This window comes from Pseudactinotalea suaedae (genome assembly GCF_009733815.1).
Taxonomy (GTDB): domain Bacteria; phylum Actinomycetota; class Actinomycetes; order Actinomycetales; family Beutenbergiaceae; genus Pseudactinotalea; species Pseudactinotalea suaedae.
In genome coordinates this window covers 17779-36284 of record NZ_WNXY01000001.1, presented here as the reverse complement: position 1 = coordinate 36284, position 18506 = coordinate 17779, and the positions used below count along the sequence as shown (strand labels likewise).

At 71.7% G+C, this 18506-nt stretch carries 19 protein-coding genes; 1 reads left to right on the top strand and 18 read right to left on the bottom strand.

Translation table 11 applies throughout. The features are described from left to right. The 12 genes from GPA04_RS00160 to GPA04_RS00105 all read right to left on the bottom strand — a co-directional run bounded on the left by GPA04_RS00160 (position 1) and on the right by GPA04_RS00105 (position 12682). Positions 1-240 (bottom strand): RNA-binding protein, encoded by a 240-nt coding sequence (locus GPA04_RS00160; RefSeq protein ID WP_156221139.1) that lies wholly within the window; start codon positions 238-240, stop codon positions 1-3. Next, positions 240-731: a 30S ribosomal protein S16 gene (gene rpsP / locus GPA04_RS00155; protein WP_156221137.1), complete on the bottom strand. Its 492-nt coding sequence runs from the start codon at positions 729-731 to the stop codon at positions 240-242. The genes GPA04_RS00160 and rpsP overlap by 1 nt, the downstream gene beginning before the upstream one ends. A gap of 206 nt (positions 732-937) precedes the next feature. Further along, on the bottom strand, positions 938-2518 hold the full coding sequence (gene ffh, locus GPA04_RS00150; protein WP_156221135.1) for a signal recognition particle protein: 1581 nt from the start codon (positions 2516-2518) through the stop codon (positions 938-940). Between the two features lie 132 nt (positions 2519-2650). Continuing rightward, positions 2651-4423, bottom strand: coding sequence for a [protein-PII] uridylyltransferase family protein (locus GPA04_RS00145; RefSeq protein ID WP_156221134.1), 1773 nt, complete (start codon positions 4421-4423; stop codon positions 2651-2653). Beyond that, complete coding sequence (locus GPA04_RS00140; RefSeq protein ID WP_156221131.1) at positions 4413-4751, bottom strand: P-II family nitrogen regulator; 339 nt, start codon at positions 4749-4751, stop codon at positions 4413-4415. The genes GPA04_RS00145 and GPA04_RS00140 overlap by 11 nt, the downstream gene beginning before the upstream one ends. Further along, the gene (locus GPA04_RS00135) at positions 4748-6016 is read right to left on the bottom strand and encodes an ammonium transporter (RefSeq protein ID WP_156221129.1); all 1269 of its coding nucleotides are present in this window, start codon (positions 6014-6016) and stop codon (positions 4748-4750) included. The genes GPA04_RS00140 and GPA04_RS00135 overlap by 4 nt, the downstream gene beginning before the upstream one ends. 155 nt (positions 6017-6171) lie before the next feature. After that, the gene (gene ftsY / locus GPA04_RS00130; RefSeq protein WP_156221127.1) at positions 6172-7380 is read right to left on the bottom strand and encodes a signal recognition particle-docking protein FtsY; all 1209 of its coding nucleotides are present in this window, start codon (positions 7378-7380) and stop codon (positions 6172-6174) included. A 59-nt stretch (positions 7381-7439) separates the two neighbouring features. Beyond that, entirely contained in the window at positions 7440-7739 is a 300-nt protein-coding gene (locus GPA04_RS00125) for a hypothetical protein (RefSeq protein WP_156221125.1), read from the bottom strand. A gap of 79 nt (positions 7740-7818) precedes the next feature. Continuing rightward, positions 7819-11376, bottom strand: a complete 3558-nt coding sequence (gene smc / locus GPA04_RS00120; protein ID WP_156221123.1) for a chromosome segregation protein SMC — start codon at positions 11374-11376, stop codon at positions 7819-7821. A 191-nt stretch (positions 11377-11567) separates the two neighbouring features. Then, a complete protein-coding gene (locus tag GPA04_RS00115; protein WP_156221121.1) occupies positions 11568-11804 on the bottom strand; it encodes a hypothetical protein in 237 nt (78 codons plus the stop codon). A gap of 48 nt (positions 11805-11852) precedes the next feature. Continuing rightward, a complete protein-coding gene (gene ndk, locus GPA04_RS00110; RefSeq protein WP_156221120.1) occupies positions 11853-12290 on the bottom strand; it encodes a nucleoside-diphosphate kinase in 438 nt (145 codons plus the stop codon). Further along, the gene (locus GPA04_RS00105) at positions 12287-12682 is read right to left on the bottom strand and encodes a DUF4233 domain-containing protein (RefSeq protein WP_156221118.1); all 396 of its coding nucleotides are present in this window, start codon (positions 12680-12682) and stop codon (positions 12287-12289) included. Before GPA04_RS00105 ends, ndk begins: the two co-directional genes overlap by 4 nt. A 106-nt stretch (positions 12683-12788) precedes the next feature. Here GPA04_RS00105 and GPA04_RS00100 point away from each other — a divergent pair, with 106 nt between their 5' ends. Further along, positions 12789-13001, top strand: coding sequence for a hypothetical protein (locus GPA04_RS00100; RefSeq protein ID WP_156221116.1), 213 nt, complete (start codon positions 12789-12791; stop codon positions 12999-13001). A 14-nt stretch (positions 13002-13015) separates the two neighbouring features. Here GPA04_RS00100 and dhaM read toward each other — a convergent pair whose 3' ends face one another. From dhaM to GPA04_RS00070, 6 genes are all read right to left on the bottom strand, one after another. Beyond that, a complete protein-coding gene (gene dhaM / locus GPA04_RS00095; protein ID WP_156221114.1) occupies positions 13016-13714 on the bottom strand; it encodes a dihydroxyacetone kinase phosphoryl donor subunit DhaM in 699 nt (232 codons plus the stop codon). Further along, positions 13714-14346 (bottom strand): dihydroxyacetone kinase subunit DhaL, encoded by a 633-nt coding sequence (gene dhaL, locus GPA04_RS00090; RefSeq protein WP_156221112.1) that lies wholly within the window; start codon positions 14344-14346, stop codon positions 13714-13716. Before dhaL ends, dhaM begins: the two co-directional genes overlap by 1 nt. Then, positions 14346-15353, bottom strand: a complete 1008-nt coding sequence (gene dhaK / locus GPA04_RS00085) for a dihydroxyacetone kinase subunit DhaK (RefSeq protein ID WP_156221110.1) — start codon at positions 15351-15353, stop codon at positions 14346-14348. The genes dhaL and dhaK overlap by 1 nt, the downstream gene beginning before the upstream one ends. A 159-nt stretch (positions 15354-15512) precedes the next feature. Further along, positions 15513-16589 carry a DUF6585 family protein gene (locus GPA04_RS00080; protein WP_156221107.1) on the bottom strand — a complete coding sequence of 359 codons (1077 nt, stop codon included), beginning with the start codon at positions 16587-16589 and terminating at the stop codon, positions 15513-15515. 100 nt (positions 16590-16689) lie between these two features. Further along, entirely contained in the window at positions 16690-17574 is an 885-nt protein-coding gene (locus GPA04_RS00075; protein ID WP_156221105.1) for a carbohydrate ABC transporter permease, read from the bottom strand. After that, positions 17571-18500 carry a carbohydrate ABC transporter permease gene (locus tag GPA04_RS00070; protein WP_156221103.1) on the bottom strand — a complete coding sequence of 310 codons (930 nt, stop codon included), beginning with the start codon at positions 18498-18500 and terminating at the stop codon, positions 17571-17573. Before GPA04_RS00070 ends, GPA04_RS00075 begins: the two co-directional genes overlap by 4 nt. Positions 18501-18506: the final 6 nt, after the last annotated feature.

The window sequence follows — 18506 nt, the reverse complement described above, 5'->3', positions numbered from 1 at the left end:
CTAGCGGCGGTCGGTGTCCACGACGTCGACCCGCACCGGACCCGAGCGCGAGAGCGCGTCGATCACGGTGCGGAGCGCGCGTGCCGTGCGGCCGTTGCGGCCGATGACGCGCCCGAGGTCGGACGGGTTCACGCGGACCTCCAGCAGCTCGCCACGCCGGAGCGTGCGAGAGCTGACCTCGACATCGTCGGGGTTGTCCACGATGCCCCGCACGAGGTGCTCGAGCGCGTCAGCCAGCATCAGGCGTTCTTGTCCTCGGCGGGAGCCTCGGCCTCGGTCTCCTCGGCGGGAGCCTCGGCCTCAGCAGCGGCCTTCGCCTCGGCGTCGGCAGCAGCCTTCGCCTCGGCAGCAGCGGCGGCCTTGGCCTCCGACGCGGCAGCCTTCTTCAGCTCGGCCTCCGCCTCGGCGGCGGCCACGGCGTCCGCAGCGGCGCCCTTGGGCTCGGCGGTCCGCAGGGTGCCCTCGGCGCCCGGGAGACCCTTGAAGGTCTGCCAGTCACCGGTGACCTTGAGGAGTGCGAGGACCTGCTCGCTCGGCTGTGCGCCGACACCGAGCCAGTACCGCGCACGCTCACCATCGATGTCGATGAGCGAGGGCTCCTCGGTGGGGTGGTACTTGCCGATCTCCTCGATCACTCGACCATCGCGCTTGGTGCGCGAGTCGGCGACGACGACACGGTAGTAGGGCGCATGGGTCTTGCCGAAGCGCTTGAGACGAATCTTGACAGCCACGTTCTGGCTCACTCCTGGGGTTCAAGGTTTGGTTGGGCCCGCGCGCTGCGCCGGTTGGGACTCGGCGGCCTCAGGGCCCGGTGGACACGCCGGTACCGGTGAGAGGGCCGGGACCGAGCGGGTTCAGCGGGTCATTCTGCCATGAGGTGGCCCCGCACCATGACAGCGCGGTGCGGCACTCCCCCGGCGGGGACGCTCGATCGCCGTCAGCGTCCGAACATCTTGTCGAACCCGGCAGGCAGCTGCAGCGAGCTCGGGTCGACCTGATCGGCGTCCTGCTGGAGCCCGAACGCCGAGCCCGGCTGCGACGTGCCCGCTGCCGCGGCCCGCTCGGCCGCCTCCCGCTCCTGCTGGGCACGCTTGGCCGGGTTGCCGGACTTGCCCTTCTTCGTGCGCGGCGGCGGAGCCATGCGGCCCTTGCTCTTCTTGCCGCCCCCGGGGAGCCCGCCCATGCCCATCGGGCCCTTGCCGCCCATCGCGCCGCCGTTGCGGGCCATCGAGCGCATCATCGTCTTGGCCTGGTCGAACCGGTCGAGCAGCCCGTTGATGTCGGAGACGGTGGAGCCGGAGCCGCGTGCGATCCGCGAGCGGCGGGATCCGTTGATGATCTTGGGGTTGGCACGCTCGGCCGGGGTCATCGAGTTGATCATCGCCTCGACGCGGTCGACCTCGCGCTCGTCGAAGTTCTCGAGCTGCTCGCGCAGCTGTCCCATGCCGGGCAGCATCCCGAGCATCTTCTTCATCGACCCCAGCTGGCGCAGCTGCCGCATGTAGTCCATGAAGTCCTGCAGCGTGAAGTCGTCCTCGCCGGAGAGCTTGCGGCCCATCTCGGCGGCCTGCTTCTCGTCGAACGCCTTCTCGGCCTGCTCGATCAGCGTCAGCAGGTCACCCATGTCGAGGATGCGCGAGGCCATCCGGTCGGGGTGGAACCGCTCGAAGTCGGTGAGCTTCTCACCGGTGGAGGCGAACAGCACCGGCTGCCCGGTGACGGTCCGGATCGAGAGCGCCGCACCACCACGAGCATCGCCGTCGAGCTTGGAGAGCACAACACCGCTGAAACCGACCCCGTCGCGGAACGCCTCGGCGGTCGTGACGGCGTCCTGACCGATCATCGCGTCGACGACGAAGAGGATCTCGTCCGGCTGCGTGGCGTCACGGATGTCGCGCGCCTGCTGCATCATCTCGGCATCGACACCGAGGCGACCCGCGGTGTCGACGACGACGACGTCGTGGTACTGCTCGCGGGCGTGCTCGAGGCCGGAGCGGGCCACCTGGACGGGGTCGCCGACGCCGTTGCCCGGCTCGGGCGCCCAGACCGGCACACCCGCCTGACCACCGACGACCTGGAGCTGCGTGACCGCGTTGGGGCGCTGCAGGTCGGAGGCCACGAGCAGCGGCGTGTGCCCCTGCTCCCGCAGCCACTTGCCGAGCTTGCCCGCGAGGGTCGTCTTGCCGGCGCCCTGCAGACCCGCGAGCATGATGACGGTCGGCGGACGCTTGGCGAACCGGAGCTCGCGTGCCTCGCCGCCGAGGATCTCGATCAGCTGCTCGTTGACGATCTTCAGCACCTGCTGCGCCGGGTTCAGCGCCTCCGAGACCTCGGAGGACATCGCGCGCTCGCGCACCGCGCCGGTGAAGGCGCGGACGGCGGGCACGGCGACGTCGGCGTCGAGCAGGGCGCGGCGGATCTCCGAGACGGTCTTGTCGACATCGGCCTCGGACAGGCGTCCCTTGCCGCGCAGGTTCTTGAACGTCGCGGACAGGCGGTCGGAGAGTGAGGCGAACACGCAGGCGGTCCTTAGGGTCGGGGTGCTGCCGTTCAGGATAACGGCGGGCCCTGTGCTCCCTCACCCGTGCCCGGCTCCCGGCGTCGAGCCCGGTGGTCGGCGCTCACCGAGCTCGACCGCGAACGGGAGCCGTCAGCGCACGGCGCCCAGGTGGTGGAGCACGTTGACCGTGAGCGTGTCGACGAGCCTGGCGCGCCACGCGGTCCAGGCCTTGGGCCCGGCAGCCTTGGCGTCGGCCTCGGTGAGGTGGCGCAGCGCCCGCACCAGCTCGGGTCGGTGCTCGAGCGCGGCGGCGACGCGTTCGAGCACCGCCGGATCGTGCGGGTCCTCGCTGGTGGCGGTCTCGGCGAGCAGCAGGTGCTGGGCGATCAGCACCAGCACGTCGTGCTGCTCGGTCGCCGCCAGCCCCAGCCGCTCGAGCAACGGCCGGGCCCGCTCGACGCCGACCTCGGAGTGGTCCGCGGCACCCGCGACCTTCCCGATGTCGTGCAGCAGCGCGGCCCACAGCACGGTGTCCCGCAGCTCGAGCGAGCGCGGCGCCTCGTGCACGTTCGCCACGGTCTGGACCAGGTGCCGGTCGACGGTGAAGCGGTGCACCGGCGAGTGCTGGGGCCGGTTCCGGACCGCCTCCCACTCGGGGATCCAGCGGGTGACCAGGCCGGCGAGGTCGAGCGCCTCCCACAGCGGCACCTGCGCCTCCCCGCTGCGCATCAGCGTGAGCAGGTGCTCGCGCGCCGACGGGCTCCACGGCATCGGCAGGTCCGGGGTGCGCTGCAGCGAGGCGATCGTCACCGGCGACAGCGGCAGCCGGGTACGGGCCGCGGTCGCCGCCGCCCGGAGCGCGAGCTCGGGGTCGGCCTCGGGCCTGGCGTCGATACCCAGCACCAGCTCGCCGTCGTGCTCCACGAGGTTGTCGGCGACCGAGCGCAGCCGAGGCGCCATCCGACGCCCGCGCACCAGGGCGGGCCGCAGCGACAGCGCGGGCCGTCGCAGCGCCTGCCGTGCGTGCCGCACCGTGGTGTCGAGCGAGTAGGAGATCGTGCGGGCGGACTCCGCGAGCGAGGCGAGCAGGTCGTCGGGGTGGCCGAACCCGAGCAGCGCGGCGACCTCCTCGTGGTGGACCCGCAGCAGCCGGTTGGTGTGACGGCCCGTCACGCTCGCCAGCGCGTCGCGCACGTCGAGCACGTGGGCGTAGGCGGCGTCGACGTCGCCGTGCGGTCGGTCGGTCAGCCAGGTCGCCGTCAGGGCCCAGAGCACGACGGCGTCGCGGATCCCTCCGCGGGCCTCCTTGAGGTCGGGCTCGATCAGGTAGGCGAGCTCGCCGTGGCGCTCGGCCCGGACCTTGGTCGAGGTGAGCAGCTCGGGCAGCCGGCGCCGGGCCGCCGAGCGCCAGTCGGCCAGCACGGCCGACCGGGCACGGTGCAGCACCGCCTCGTCGCCGGCCACGAGCCGGACGTCGAGGAGCCCGACGGCGGCCGGCAGGTCCGCCGACGCCACGCCGCGGCACTGGGCCAGGGTCCGCACCGAGTGGTCGAGGTCGAGCCCGGCGTCCCAGATCGGGTACCAGAGCGCGTTGGCGAGCGCGGCGATGTCCTCCGCGCTGTGGGTCTGCGCGTCGTGGACGAGCATGAGGTCGAGGTCGGAGGTGGGGCCGGCGTCGCGGCGGCCGTGCGAGCCGACGGCCGCGAGCGCCACCCCGGTGCCGACGTCGACACCGGACGCCGCGCCGGCCTGCTCCCACAGCTGGATCAGGGCCGTGTCGACGAGGTGAGCCAGGGCGAGGCGGCGAGCGACGCCGTCGGCGACCTCGCCTCCGGTGCGTGCGGTTGCGAGCCGGGCGGCCCGAAGGCCCCGCAGCAGCTGCTGCGGGGCCTCCGTGGTCAGCCCGTCAGGGTCAGAGGGCATCGGGCCCGCTGGCACCGGTGCGGACGCGAATCACCTGCTCGACGGCGGTGACCCACACCTTGCCGTCGCCGATCTTGCCGGTCTGCGCGGCGTTGACGACGACCCCCGTGAGGGTGGTGGCGTCCTCGTCCTCGATCAGCACCTCGACACGCACCTTCGGCACGAGGTCGACCGTGTACTCCGCACCGCGGTAGACCTCGGTGTGACCCTTCTGGCGGCCGTAGCCGCTGGCCTCGGAGACCGTCAGGCCCCGAACCCCTGCCGCCTCGAGAGCGGCCTTGACCTCGTCCAGCTTGTGGGGCTGGATGACTGCGGTGATGAGCTTCATGAGGTGATCCCCTCGTAGGCGCGCTCGGCGTGGACGGTCTGGTCGATACCGGTGACCTCATCCTCTTCTGGGATGCGCCACCCCATGGTCGCCTTCAGCGCGAGAGCGATCACCGTGGTGACGACTCCGGTGAAGACCACCGCCACGAGCGCGATGATGATCTGGACGACGAGCTGACCGGCTCCGCCACCGAAGAACAGACCGGTGTCGGTGGCCAGGAAGCCGATCGCGACGGTGCCGATGAGGCCGGCAACGAGGTGCACCCCGACGACGTCCAAGGAGTCGTCGAAGCCCAGCTTGTACTTGAGCCCGACCGCGAGGGCGCAGGCGGCGCCCGCGATCGCTCCGAGGATGATCGAGGTCACGGGGGTGAGCGCACCGGCTGCCGGTGTGACCGCGACCAGACCGGCCACCACGCCCGAGGCGGCACCGAGCGAGGTCGCCTTGCCGTTCCTGATCTTCTCCGCGAGAAGCCATCCGAGCACCGCGGCGCAGGTCGCCACGGTCGTGTTGACCCAAGCCAGGCCCGCCAGGCCGTTGGCCTCGAAGGCCGAGCCGCCGTTGAACCCGAACCAGCCGAACCACAGCAGGGCCGCACCGAGCATCACGAGAGGCAGGCTGTTGGGCTTCATCGGCTCCTTGCCGAAGCCCTTGCGCTTGCCGACGATGAGGGCGAGCACCAGCCCCGCCATACCGGCGTTGATGTGAACGACCGTGCCTCCGGCGAAGTCGATCGGGTTGGTTCCGAGCGCGGTGGCGAGCGGACCGTCCGCGGAGAGCAGCCCGGCGGGGAACGCCCACACCATGTGCGCCATCGGGAAGTAGCACAGGGTCGCCCAGATGCCGGCGAATACGAGCCAGGTCGAGAACTTGACGCGGTCGGCGATCGCACCGGAGATCAGGGCGACCGTGATGATCGCGAACGTCGCCTGGAAACCGACCCCGACGATCATGGGCACGCCGAAGCTGTCGAGCGCGAACTCGCCGGCCTCGTCGTAGATCGTGCCGGAGAGACCGAACTGGTCGAACGGGTTGCCGACGATGCCGCCGATCGACTCGCCGTAGGACATCGACCAGCCCCAGAGCACGTAGATGACTCCGACCACGGCGAGTGCGCCGAAGCTCATCATCATCATGTTGAGGATGGACTTGCCCCGGCTCATGCCGCCGTAGAACAAGGCCAGGCCAGGGGTCATCAGCAGCACGAGAGATGCGCTGACCAGCATCCATGCCGTGGACCCGTAGTTGAGGACTACCTCTTCCATCAATCCGCCTTTCGAGCCCGACGCGGTGGGGGGAGGCCGGGATGGGAACAGCGTCGGGCAGGCGGATTTCTCTGGGGCGCCGCCGCTGTTACGGGCGTGTGACGGAATCCAGTTCCTCGTGAACGGTGTGTTTCGAGGTCAGCGTGTCGTCCACATCACGAGACGATGGCGTCCACGAATGCTTCGGGGTCGAACGGCGCGAGGTCGTCGGGGCCCTCCCCCAGGCCGACCAGCTTGACCGGGACGCCGAGCTCGCGCTGGACGGCGACGACGATGCCGCCCTTGGCGGTCCCGTCGAGCTTGGTCAGCACGATGCCGGTCACGTCGACCACCTCGGCGAAGACCTGGGCCTGCCGCATGCCGTTCTGCCCCGTGGTCGCGTCGAGCACGAGCAGCACCTCCTGCACGGGTGCCTGCTTGGAGATGACACGCTTGATCTTGCCCAGCTCGTCCATGAGGCCGGCCTTGTTCTGCAGCCGCCCGGCGGTGTCGACGATCACGACGTCGACGCCGTTCTCACGCCCGGCCTTGACGGCGTCGAAGGCCACGGCGGCGGGGTCGGCGCTGTCACGCTCGGAGCGGATCACCGGCACGCCGACGCGCTGGCCCCAGGTGGCGAGCTGGTCGGCCGCGGCGGCGCGGAAGGTGTCGGCGGCGCCGAGCACGACGTCCTTGTCCTCGGCCACGAGCAACCGGGCGAGCTTGCCCACGGTGGTGGTCTTGCCGGTGCCGTTGACGCCCACCATGAGGATCGTCGCGGGGTGGCTCTGGCCGTCGTCGCCGAGCACGGGCGTGGCGGCGATCCGGCGGTCCATGCCCGGGTCGACGAGCTTGAGCAGCTCCGATCGCAACAGCTCGCGCGCGACGGCGGGATCGGAGGTGCCCTCGACCTGGACGCGGGTGCGCAACGCCTCGACCAGCTCGTCGGTGGGGCCGGTGCCGAGGTCGGCGAGGAGCAGCGACTCCTCGATTTCCTCCCAGTCCGCGGTGCTCAGCTTGTCGCGGGAGAGCAGGCCGAGGATCGTGCGTCCGAGCGCACCGGAGCGCGAGAGCCGCTCCCGCAGGCGGACCAGTCGCCCGGCCGCGGACTCGGGCCTGTCCACGACCGGCTCGACCGGTGTCTCGAGGACGGCGGAGCCCGCTCCGGCCGGGTCGCTCTCCCCCGCCGGTGCGCCGGCGGGGCGCTCCTCGGTGAGGACACCGCCGTCGGCGGGCTCGCCGGGCTCGTCGACCCGTCCCTGGGTGGTGGGCGGCTGCTCGCTCGTCGAGGAACCGCGCGAGCGGCCCCGGAGCAGCGCGAACCCGCCGCCGGCGAGGACGGCGAGCGCGCCGATGGCGGCAAGGATGATGTCTGGCGTGTCCATAGGGACACCAGTGTGCCGCAGGCGGGGCGCGTGCCCCAGACGGAGCTAGTCGGGAATGGTCAGCGCTTGCCGCGACCGGTGACGAGCTCGCGCAGGTCGACCGGGCGGTGGTAGGCGTTGCCGGGCTCGGCCATGTCGAGGATGTCGCTCACCTGCAGGTCGCCGGTCTCGGCATCGGGCTCGGCGAGCCGTGCGGACTCCTCGCGCATCGCTGCGATCTCCTCGCGCGCCTTCACCGACCCGAACGACTCACGCAGCCAGGTCCCGAGGCCGGAGTCGGGGATGTGCCTGCGCACCAGCACCGCCACGACCACGAGGGCGAGCAGCACGGCGACGACGGACACGATCAAGGGGTTCACGGTGGTCGAGTATCACCCGCGAACCTGGAGATCGGACCGGGCGCGCCGAGCCTTCACCGAATCGTCACCGTGTCGAGGCTCAGACGGCCTCGTGCAGGCGTTGGCTGATCACGGTCGTGACGCCGTCGCCGCGCATCGTCACGCCGTAGAGCGCGTCCCCGATCTCCATCGTGCGCTTCTGGTGGGTCACCACGATCAGCTGGGAGTCCTCCTGCAGCTCGCGGAAGATGTCGAGCAGGCGGCCGAGGTTGACGTCGTCCAGGGCGGCCTCGACCTCGTCCATGACGTAGAACGGGCTGGGCCGCGCCTTGAAGATCGCGACCAGCAGCGCGACCGCCGTCAGCGAGCGCTCACCGCCGGACAGCAACGAGAGCCGCTTGACCTTCTTGCCCGGCGGGCGTGCCTCGACCTCGATGCCGGTGGTCAGCATGTCCTGCGGGTTGGTCAGCAGCAGCCTGCCCTCACCACCCGGGAACAGCCGGCTGAAGACGCCCTCGAACTCGCGTGCGGTGTCGGCGTAGGCCTCGCTGAAGACCACCTCCACCCGCTCGTCGATCTCGCGGATGATCTCCTCGAGATCGGCTCGCGACTTCTTGAGGTCCGCGAGCTGCTCGGTGAGGAAGCGGTGCCGCTCCTCGAGCGCCGCGTGCTCCTCCAGCGCGAGCGGGTTGACCCTGCCGAGCTGGTTGAGCGCGCGCTCGGCGGAGCGGAGGCGCTTCTCCTGCTCCTCGCGCACGTACGGGCGCGGCTCGGGCAGCGGCGCGTCCGGGTCCTCGCCGGGCTGCGGCACGGCCGGCACGAGCTGGTGCGGGCCGAACTCCTCGACGAGCACCTCGGGGTCGGTGCCGAGCTCCTCGACGGCGCGCTGCTGCAGCTGCTCGATCCGCAGCTGCTGCTGGGCGCGTGCCACCTCGTCCTTGTGCACGACGTCGGTGAGCTCGGCGTGCTCCTTGCCCAGGCCGTCGAGCAGCGTCCGGACCTCGGCGATCTCGGTGTCTCGCGCCGTGCGCTCGGCCTCCGCGCGCTCCCGGTGCCGGTGCGCGAGCGCGAGCGCGGAGTCGATGGCGGCGAGCGCCCGCTCGGCGCCCGACCGGACACGATCGGCGACCTCGGCCTGCTCGGCGCGACGCCGCGCTCGCTCCTGCGCGACCTGGCGAGCGTGCCGCTCGGCGTTCGCGGCGCGCTCGAGCGACTCGGCCCGGCCGCGGATGTGGCGCACCCGCTCCTCGACCGTGCGCAGCACCAGCCGCGCGTCGGTCTCGATCTGACGCGCCTGCGTGGCGGCAGCGGCGGTCTCCTCGCGTGCCGCGGCCGCGCCCTCGAGGTCCGCCTCCGCCTCGGCCGGCTCGCGCTGGGCGATCTCGAGCCGCTCCACCAGCTCGGCGAGCTCGGTGGCGTAGCGCTCGCGCTCCCGCTCGGAGGTCTCGATGGCCGGCGTGATCCGCTGGATCTCGGCGTTCGCCGCGCGGGTGGCGGCGCCGAGCTGACCCAGTCGCTCGGCCACCGCTGCGAGCTCGGCGTCGGAGGCGTGCAGCGCCGACAGCGTCCGGTCGACCTCCTCGCGCGCCGCGGCCTGCGCCTCGCGTGCGGGACCGAGCGCGAACCGCGCCTGCTCGGCACGCGCCACCGCCTTGGCCAGCTCGGTCTCGGCCTCGTCGTGGGCGGCGTGCAGCTCGAGCACGCTGGGCCCGCCGCTGCTGCCGCCGCGGACCTCGGTCCGGGACAGCACGTCGCCGTCGCGCGTGACGGCGACCACGTCGGCCGCCGCGACCGCCGCGCGGGCAGCGGCGAGGTCCTCGACCACCACCACACCGCGGAGCAGCCGCGCGAGCGTGCCCGTCACCGAGGGTGCGCCGCTGACCAGACCCACCGCCCAGACGCCACCCGAGGGCGGCTCCCCGGCATCGCCGTCGTGCTCGTCGTCGCTGGCGATCACCAGCCGCGCCTGTCCGGCCTCCTGGGCCCGGACGTAGCGGAGCGCGTCGACGGCGTCCTCGACCGCGTCGGCGAGCGCGGCGTCGGCGTGCGTGCCGAGCGCGGCCGCGAGCGCCGTCTCGTAACCGGGCTCGACGCGCACGTGGTCGGCGAGCGTCGCGGTGATGCCCGGCAGATCGGTGGACTCCAGCAGCGCGCCGGTGGCGTCCTTGCGAGCGAGCGAGAGCTCGAGCGCGTCGCGGCGGGCGGTCCAGGTGGCCCTGTCGCCGTCGGCGGCCCGTTCAGCCTCGACGAGCTGGACCACCTCGGCGTCGGCGCGCTCCTGGGCCTGCAGGGCCTCCTCGTGAGCGGCGTCGAGACCTTCCTCGCCCTCCTGCGAGCCGACGACCTGCTGCTCGAGGGCGGAGAAGGCTTCCTGGGCGGTGCGGGCGCGCTCGGTCGCGGACTCCAGATCGGCGCGCAACCGGGTCAGCTCGGCCTCGGTGCCCTCCAGCCGGCTGCGGCGGGCGGCGACCTGACCGGTGATCCGGGCGAGACCCTCACGACGGTCGGCGACGCCGCGGTGCACCGCCGCGAGCGACTTCTCCGCCTCGGCGGCAGCGGCCTCACGGTGCTGCCGCTCGGTGACCGCGGCCTGCAGGTCTGCCTGCGCCTTCTCGGCCTCGAGCGCGAGGTCGGCCTCCTCGCCGCGCGCCCGCTTGGCCTGGGCGTCGAGGTCGTCGGGGTCGCGACCGCTCTCGGGCTCGGCGGTGCGGCTGCCCAGCAGGCGGCACCGTTCGGCGGCGAGGCTGGCGGTACCGCGCAGCCGTTCCCGCAGGCTCGAGAGCCGGTAGAAGGTGTCCGAGGCCTCGCTCAGCGCGGGTGCGGCCTTGGCGGCGGCGGACTCGAGCTCGGTGAGCCGGTGCCGCGCGTGCTCCTGGGCAGTCTCGACCTCGGCGCGGCGGGTCCGCAGCGCGGTCTCGTCGGCCTGCTCCTGGGCGAGGGTCGCCGTCAGCTGCACGAGGTCGTCGGCGAGCAGGCGCGCCTTGGCGTCGCGCAGGTCGATCTGGACGACCTGGGCGCGGCGCGCCACCTCGGCCTGCCGGGCCAGCGGTCCGAGCTGGCGCCGGATCTCGCCGGTCAGGTCGGTGACACGGGCGAGGTTGCCCGCCATCGCCTCCAGCTTGCGGAGCGCCTTCTCCTTGCGCTTGCGGTGCTTGAGGACGCCGGCGGCCTCCTCGATGAAGTGCCGCCGCTCCTCCGGGCTGGCCTGCAGCACGGTGTCGAGCCGGCCCTGCCCCACGATGACGTGCATCTCGCGACCCATGCCGGTGTCGCTCAGCAGCTCTTGGATGTCGAGCAGCCGGCAGGAGGTGCCGTTGATCGCGTACTCGCTGCCGCCGTTGCGGAACAGCGTGCGCGAGATCGTCACCTCGGTGTAGTCGATCGGCAGCGCACCATCGGTGTTGTCGATCGTCAGCGACACCTCGGCGCGGCCCAGCGGCGGCCGGGAGGAGGTGCCGGCGAAGATCACGTCCGCCATCGCGCCGCCGCGCAGCGTCTTGGCGCCCTGCTCACCCATCACCCAGGCGAGCGCGTCGACGACGTTCGACTTCCCCGACCCGTTCGGGCCCACCACACAGGTGATCCCCGGCTCCAGATGCAGCGTGGTCGCCGACGCGAACGACTTGAAGCCGCGCAGCGTCAACGTCTTCAGGTGCACCCGGTCAGCCTAGACGGCGCCGCGCCGGGATCCGGCCACCACCACACCCGCGGCCCGCTCCTCGCCCGGCCACGAGATCGGACTCCGGCTCGAGATCGGACCACCGGGCGTGCGATCTCGGGCCGGAGGTCCGATCTCGTCGCTGGTCGCGAGCCGGTAGGGACGGGAGGGGACTGCTCAGGAGGCGACGGTCAGCTGACGGCGGGATCGCCGTCGTCGTCGTCACCGTCGTCGTCGACCTCGACCTCGTACGCCTGCTCGACGACGTCGGCCTCGGCTGCTTGGTCCTCGAGGTCCGGGCGGGCGGTGCCGGGATGGTAGTCCTCGCCCCGCTCGGCCTCGCCGTCGGCCAGCAACGGGTTCGCCGGGTCCAGCTCGTCGGGCTCGGCGAGCCCGGCCTCACGCCAGTCGTCGCTCGGGAGTGACATGGTTCCTCCTCGCTCCGTGATGGGTGGGTTCCATCGTCCCGCACGGACTCAGCCCAGGTCGGGGAACCAGAGTCCGATCTCGCGGTTGGCGGACTCCGCGGAGTCCGATCCGTGCACCAGGTTCTGCAGGACCGCCAGGCCCCAGTCGCGGGCGAGGTCGCCACGGATCGTCCCCGGCGCGGCCACGGTGGGGTCGGTGGCGCCCGCGAGCGAGCGGAAGCCCTCGATGACCCGGTGGCCCTCGACGACGGCCGCCACGACAGGCCCGGAGCTCATGAACTCCACCAGGGGGCCGTAGAACGGCTTGCCCACGTGCTCGGCGTAGTGGCCGGCGAGGAGATCGGCGTCGGCGGTGCGGAGCTGCAGCGCGACCACCGAGTAGCCCTTGGCCTCGATCCGGCGGAGGATCTCACCGGTCAGGTGGCGCCGGACGCCATCGGGCTTGACGAGGACGAGGGTGCGCTCGGGCACGGGTGCGTCGGTCATGCGCTCAACCTATCTTCGAGCGCGGCCCGCTCCGCACGCTCGGTGTCGATGCGTCGGCCGAGCAGGATCGCCACCACCCACAGCACCGCGAACACCCCGCCGACGCCGTACATCGCGGGCACCACCAGCCCGGCGGCGATCAGCAGCACCTGGAGCAGCGAGCCGAGCCACAGCCCGACCGGGCGTCGTACGAGGCCCGCCGCGACCAGGCACAGCAGCACTCCGCCGCCGGCGACCGCCCAGATCGGCCCGACGCTGGTGCCCGGCTCACGCAGCCCGAACGCGACCAGCGCCGCGAGCACGATCACGAAGATCTCGAACGTCAGCACCGCCGAGCAGAAGACCCCACGCGCGGAGCGCTTCGGGCGGGCAGCGGGGCCTGACGTGGTCACCGGTCCAGGATAGGGCCGGGTATCACCTGGCGGCCGCGGCGCTCCTCAAGACGAGCCGTGCACACCCGCCCCGCGGTCTGCGGGCTCGCTCGGGAAAGGACTGACCATGCCCCGCTTCTGCGTCAACGACAACGCACAGGACAACGGCGACCACGAGGTGCACGACCTGTCCTCGGGCACCTTCTGCCTTCCGAACCCGGCCAACCGCGTCGACCTCGGCTTCCACGCCGACTGCGGATCCGCCGTGGCCGCAGCCGGCGCCGTGCTCGGGCAGGTCAACGGCTGCATGTACTGCGCACCCGCCTGCCACACGAGCTGACGGGCGGACCTGCCTCAGTCCTCGCCGAAGCCCGCCTCGATGTCCGCGGCGATCGCCTCGAGCGCGGCGTCGGCCTGCGGACCCGACGCGCTCAGCTCCACCTCGGCGCCACCGACGAGACCGAGCGCCATCAGCGCGAGCACGCTGGCCGCGTCCACGCCGTTGATCGTGACGTCCGCGTCGAACTCCGACGCCTTCCTGGCCACGACAGCGGCCGGGCGGGCGTGGAGGCCGAGCGAGTTCGCCAGCACCAGCGTGCGCGAGCGTGCCCCCGCGCCTGCGGGATCCGCTGCGGCAGGCGGAGCACCGTCGTCGTCACCCGCGGGTGCTGCGAAGGAGGCGACGGCGGTCCGCGCGGCGCGGATCACCGCGTCCAGGTCGCCGCCGCCCTGCGCGGACACCGCGGACGCCACGGCCGCCTCCACGAAGGGGGCCTCCACGAGCCGGACCCGGTCGTCGTCGAGCACCTCGAGGACCGACTCTGCCGTCAGCGTGGCGGAGCCGAGGTCGGTGAGGATCACGACGCCCTCGGCGCCGTCGGCCAACGCTCCGGAGACGGCCTGCTCGACGAGGTCGTAGCTGGTCCCGACCCGGCCGTCCTCGGTGCCGCCCGCCGGCGTGATCGACACGTCGGGCGCCATCTGGCCCGCGACCTCGACGACCCCGGCGGCGAGCTGTGCCGAGTGGCTGACCAGCACCAACGCGATCGCCATCACGAACCTGCCGCAGCGGCCGCGGCCTCCAGCAGCAGCGCGGACGACTCCGCACCGGGGTCACGATGACCGATGGCCCGCTCCCCCAGGTAGGACGCCCTGCCCTTGCGGGCCACCAGCGGGTCGGTCGACTCCGCCCCGGCACGTGCCGCGTCGGCGGCGGCCCGCAGCGCCTCGGGTGCGCTGCCGCCCCGGTCGGCCACCTGCTGCGCGGCCGCGGCGGCGGGTGACCAGGCGTCGACCATCGTCTTGTCGCCCACCTCGGCCTTGCCACGCGCGACCACGCCCTCCAGGCCGGCGGCGAGCACCGCCGCCACCCCGGCGGCGTCGATCTCTGCCGCGTCCGCCACCTTGGCGCCGCGCAGGAACGCCGTGCCGTACAGCGGACCGGCGGCGCCGCCGACGGTGGACATCAGCGTGGTGGCCACCAGCTTGAGGACGTCACCCACGGTCGCGGGCTCCGCGGCGTCGAGCTTGCCCAGGACCGCGCTGTAGCCACGGTGCAGGTTCTCGCCGTGGTCGCCGTCACCGATCAGCCGGTCCAGGTCGATCAGGTCCTCGCGTCGCTCGGCCACCACGGCGGCGCTGCGCCGCACCCAGTCCAGCGCCCAGTCGATGCCGACCCCCGTCATCAGATGCCCCAGCGCAGGGCTGCGGTGTGCACCGGGGCATCCCACAGCGCCGTCGACTCCTCGTCGAGGCGCAGCACCGTGATCGAGGCGCCCTGCATCTCGAGCGAGGTGATGTAGTTGCCCACCAGCGACCGGGTCACGTTCACGCCGAGAGCCTCGAGCCGGGCACGGGCATGGCGGTAGACGATGTAGAGCTCCGAGCTCGGGGTGCCGCCCATGCCGTTGACGAAGAGCAGCGCGTCCTCACCGCTGCCGAGGCCGAGGTCCTCGATGATCGGGTCGAGCAGCAGGTCGGTGATCTCGTCCGCCGGCGCAGCCTTGATGCGGCGGCGCCCGGGCTCGCCGTGGATGCCGATGCCGATCTCGATCTCGTCCTCGGGCAGGTCGAAGCTCGGCTTGCCGGCGTGGGGCACGATGCACGCGCTCAGCGCCACCCCCATCGAGCGCACGTTGTCGTTCACGCGGGTCGCGACGGCGAGCACGGTGTCGAGGTCGTCACCCCGCTCGGCCGAGGCGCCCGCGATCTTCTCGAGCAGCACGGTGCCGCCGACGCCGCGTCGCCCGGCCGTGTAGAGCGAGTCCTCGACGGCGACGTCGTCGTTGACGACGATCGCCTTGACCGGGATGTCCTCCGCGTCGGCGAGCTCTGCCGCGGTCTCGAAGTTGAGGACGTCGCCGGTGTAGTTCTTGACGATGTGGAGCACACCCGCTCCGCCGTCGGCCGCCTGGGTCGCCGCGAGGATGGGGTCGGGCGTGGGCGAGGTGAACACGGGCCCGGGTACCGCCGCGTCGAGCATGCCGACACCGACGAACCCGCCGTGGAGCGGCTCGTGACCGCTGCCGCCACCGCTGACGAGACCCACCTTGCCGGCGACCGCACCGCCGGCACGCGCGATGTAGGGCAGCTCGGGGTCGGCACCGGCCACGACGATATCCGCATGTGCCTGCACGAACCCTTCGACGCTCTCCGGAACGACATCGTTCGGGTCGTTGATCAACTTCTTCACAGCCGGCTCCTTCGCTTGCGATGACAGCGGCAGCACTCCGCCGTGCCCACTCTCCCGCGAACCATCGCGCGCGCGGGCGGATTTGGGAGGATCGTGCGGGCGCGACGGCGTGACGCCCGTCACAAGGCACGGGTCAGGACTGCGCGGCCTGGGCCCGGCTCAGCGGGGCTGCTGCTGGGAGATCGCGCTCGTGAGGTGGACAAACAGCGCGTAGTTCGGCACGTTGGCCAGCGAGACGCCGGCGAAGCGGCCCTGGGGCACCCTCGCGACCCCGACGTTGCCCTGGTGCAGGGTGACGCCCCCGAACTCGTTCCAGGGCAGCAGCTTGCGCCCGGCGGTGATGCCCTCGCGGCTGACCGCGAGCGATCCGAACGGCACCGTCTCACCGCGGTTGAGCGCCTCGATCGCCGGGCGGTACTTCGCCTCGACGGTGCGCTGCTGCACGAGCGCCTGCAGGTCGGTGGCGTCCTGCAGCCCGGTCAGCACGACCTGCTTGAGGCCCGGTCCGCTGATCCCGTGGTTGGCCGCGTTCTTGGCCGGGGTGATGACGTAGTCGACGTCCCGCCAGGGCAGTGCGTGGTGGCGGTTGCCCGTGACGATCCGCACGCCGTCGGCGAAGGTCTGGATCAGCTGGCCGTTCTTGGGGATCGCGAGGGAGAGGAACACCAGGCCGAGCAGGCCGAAGAACACCGTGCCGAGGTAGTAGGGCCACTCGTCCTTGCTCAGCCCGCTCAGCAGGAAGAACCCGGCGAGGCCCACGAAGCCCGCCCCGAAGATGATGCCGAAGAACGAGGAGCTCGCGGTCCGGGAGTGCGCGCTGATCGGCTGCCCGTACTCGTGGCCCAGCTGCGCCCGCAGGGCCACGTCCTGCCGCCAGCGCAGATAGGTCATCACTCCGAACGCCACACCGATCACGACCAGGGCGATGCCGACCCACTGGGCGACCTGGTTCGTGCGGATCGCGTTCGCGAGCACCTCGGCGTAGGTGTCGGTGCCGGTGCGGATCCCGTTGCGAGTCGTCTCGCAGAGGTCCCCCGGGCGCATCCGGTCGCCACCGCAGGTCGCGGTGACGGTCGCGCTCGCCGTGAGCACGTAGGTGACCGCACCTCCGACCGTGACGACCGCCAGCGTGGCGAACGCGGCGACCGGGGTGGCGCCGAACTTGGCACCGCCGTCCTTCTGGGGTGCGGGCGAGGTCGACGGCGAGTCAGCGTTGGGCTGCGGCGGCACGGACATGGCGCACACCGTAGTGGCGGGCCGCGGCGTGCCGCATCACGCCCGCCGGGGAGGACTCCCCACCCGAGCGCCGCTCAGCGGCCGGGTGGGGAGCCTGCGGTCACTGACCGCCGAAGCCGGAGGTGGCGACGCCCTTGATGATCTGCCGCTGGAAGATCAGGAACACGATGATCAGCGGCAGCGCCGCCATCACGGCCTGGGCCATCACCTGGGAGTACACGATGCCGTAGGCGCTGATGACGGTCTGCAGGCCGACCGGGAGGGTCATCAGCGAGGTGTCGTTCATGATCAGGAACGGCCACAGGAAGTTGTTCCAGGCGCCGATGAACACGAAGATCGACACGGAGGCCAGGATCGGGCGCGACAGCGGCAGCACCACCGACCAGAAGATCCTGGGGCGTCCGGCGCCGTCGATACGGGCCGCGTCCTCCAGCTCGATCGGGACCTGGTCGAAGAACTTCTTGAGGATGAAGACCATCGCCGGCGCGATCACCTGCGGGAGGATCAACCCCCAGTAGGTGTCGACCATGCGCAGCGCGAGCATCTCGTAGTACAGCGGGATGATCAGCACCTGGCCCGGCACCACGATCGAGGCGATCACGACCGCGTAGAGCCACTTCCGGCCACCGAAGTCGATACGCGCGAACGCGTAGGCGGCGAGCGCCGAGATCGCGACCGTGATCGCCGTGATGATCACCGAGGTGAGCAGCGAGTTCCACGCCCAGATCGGCACGTTCCCGACCGCGAGCACGTCGGCGAAGGACTCGAGCGTGAAGCCGTTCTCGGGGATCCAGCTCGTCGACGACGCGGCATCCTGCTCCGTCTTCAGCGCGGTGTTGACCGCCCAGAGGAAGGGCAGCAGCCAGCCGATCGCCATCAGCGCGAGGATCACGAACGCGACGATCCTGCCCGGACCGGCCTTCTTCTCCGGCCCGCGCCCTCGGCTGCTGACGCGACGCGGGGCGGTGGCTGCGGCGGCGCTCATGAGTCACTCCTTCGCGTGAAACGGAACTGGACGACGGAGACGATGATGATGATCGCGAAGAACACGTAGGAGATCGCGGCCGAGTATCCGAACCGGTAGCCCGTGAACCCGACCTCGTAGACGTACTGCAGGATCGAACGGGTCGCCCCACCGGGTCCGCCACCGGTCATCTGGTACACCTGGTCGAACAGCTTCAGCGAGGCGAGCACCTGCAGCATCACGATCAAGAACGTGGTCGGGAGCAGCTGCGGCATCGTGATCGACCAGAACTGGCGGAACCTGCCGGCGCCGTCGATCGCCGCTGCCTCGTACTGCTGCGGCGGGATGTTCTGCAGAGCCGCGAGGTAGAGCAGGAAGTTGAAGCCGATCGTCCACCACACGGTGGCGATCACCACGCCGATCATGGCGGTCTCGGGCTCCTGCAACCACGCGACGCTCTCGAGGCCGAAGACGTTCAGGACCGCGTTGGCGATACCGAGCTGCGGGTTGAAGATCCATACCCAGATCTGGCTGATGACCGTCGAGGCGAGCAGGAACGGCATGAAGAACGAGAGCCGCCACAGCCACTGCCCCGGCAGCCCCTGCTCGACGAGCACCGCCATCACGAGGGCGATGACCACCAGCGGGATCGTGGACAGCAGCGTGAACCAGGCCGTGTTGCCCAGCGAGCGCCACACGTCGCCGTCGGCAAAGGCCTCCGAGTAGTTGGCGAACCCGATGAGGTTGCCACCCGCGCCGGTGAGCGAGACATCGGTGAAGCTCAGGTAGAGACCATGGATCATCGGCCAGATCAAGAAGGCGATGAAGAACACGAGGAACGGCGCGACGAAGGCCCAGCCGGCGAGCCGGTCTCCCGAGCGGGGCGCGCCCGACCTCACGCGGCGAGCCGGTGCCGCCGTGACGGCGGTCTGTGGAGCGGTGGTCATCTCGTC

Bases quoted from the DNA above. Each gene is read 5' to 3' on its own strand.
- GPA04_RS00160 (WP_156221139.1), bottom strand. From the start codon at position 240: ATGCTGGCTGACGCGCTCGAGCACCTCGTGCGGGGCATCGTGGACAAC.
- GPA04_RS00145 (WP_156221134.1), bottom strand. From the start codon at position 4,423: ATGCCCTCTGACCCTGACGGGCTGACCACGGAGGCCCCGCAGCAGCTG.
- GPA04_RS00140 (WP_156221131.1), bottom strand. From the start codon at position 4,751: ATGAAGCTCATCACCGCAGTCATCCAGCCCCACAAGCTGGACGAGGTC.
- GPA04_RS00135 (WP_156221129.1), bottom strand. From the start codon at position 6,016: ATGGAAGAGGTAGTCCTCAACTACGGGTCCACGGCATGGATGCTGGTC.
- ftsY (WP_156221127.1), bottom strand. From the start codon at position 7,380: ATGGACACGCCAGACATCATCCTTGCCGCCATCGGCGCGCTCGCCGTC.
- GPA04_RS00115 (WP_156221121.1), bottom strand. From the start codon at position 11,804: ATGTCACTCCCGAGCGACGACTGGCGTGAGGCCGGGCTCGCCGAGCCC.
- ndk (WP_156221120.1), bottom strand. From the start codon at position 12,290: ATGACCGACGCACCCGTGCCCGAGCGCACCCTCGTCCTCGTCAAGCCC.
- GPA04_RS00100 (WP_156221116.1), top strand. From the start codon at position 12,789: ATGCCCCGCTTCTGCGTCAACGACAACGCACAGGACAACGGCGACCAC.
- dhaM (WP_156221114.1), bottom strand. From the start codon at position 13,714: ATGGCGATCGCGTTGGTGCTGGTCAGCCACTCGGCACAGCTCGCCGCC.
- dhaL (WP_156221112.1), bottom strand. From the start codon at position 14,346: ATGACGGGGGTCGGCATCGACTGGGCGCTGGACTGGGTGCGGCGCAGC.
- GPA04_RS00080 (WP_156221107.1), bottom strand. From the start codon at position 16,589: ATGTCCGTGCCGCCGCAGCCCAACGCTGACTCGCCGTCGACCTCGCCC.
- GPA04_RS00075 (WP_156221105.1), bottom strand. From the start codon at position 17,574: ATGAGCGCCGCCGCAGCCACCGCCCCGCGTCGCGTCAGCAGCCGAGGG.
- GPA04_RS00070 (WP_156221103.1), bottom strand. From the start codon at position 18,500: ATGACCACCGCTCCACAGACCGCCGTCACGGCGGCACCGGCTCGCCGC.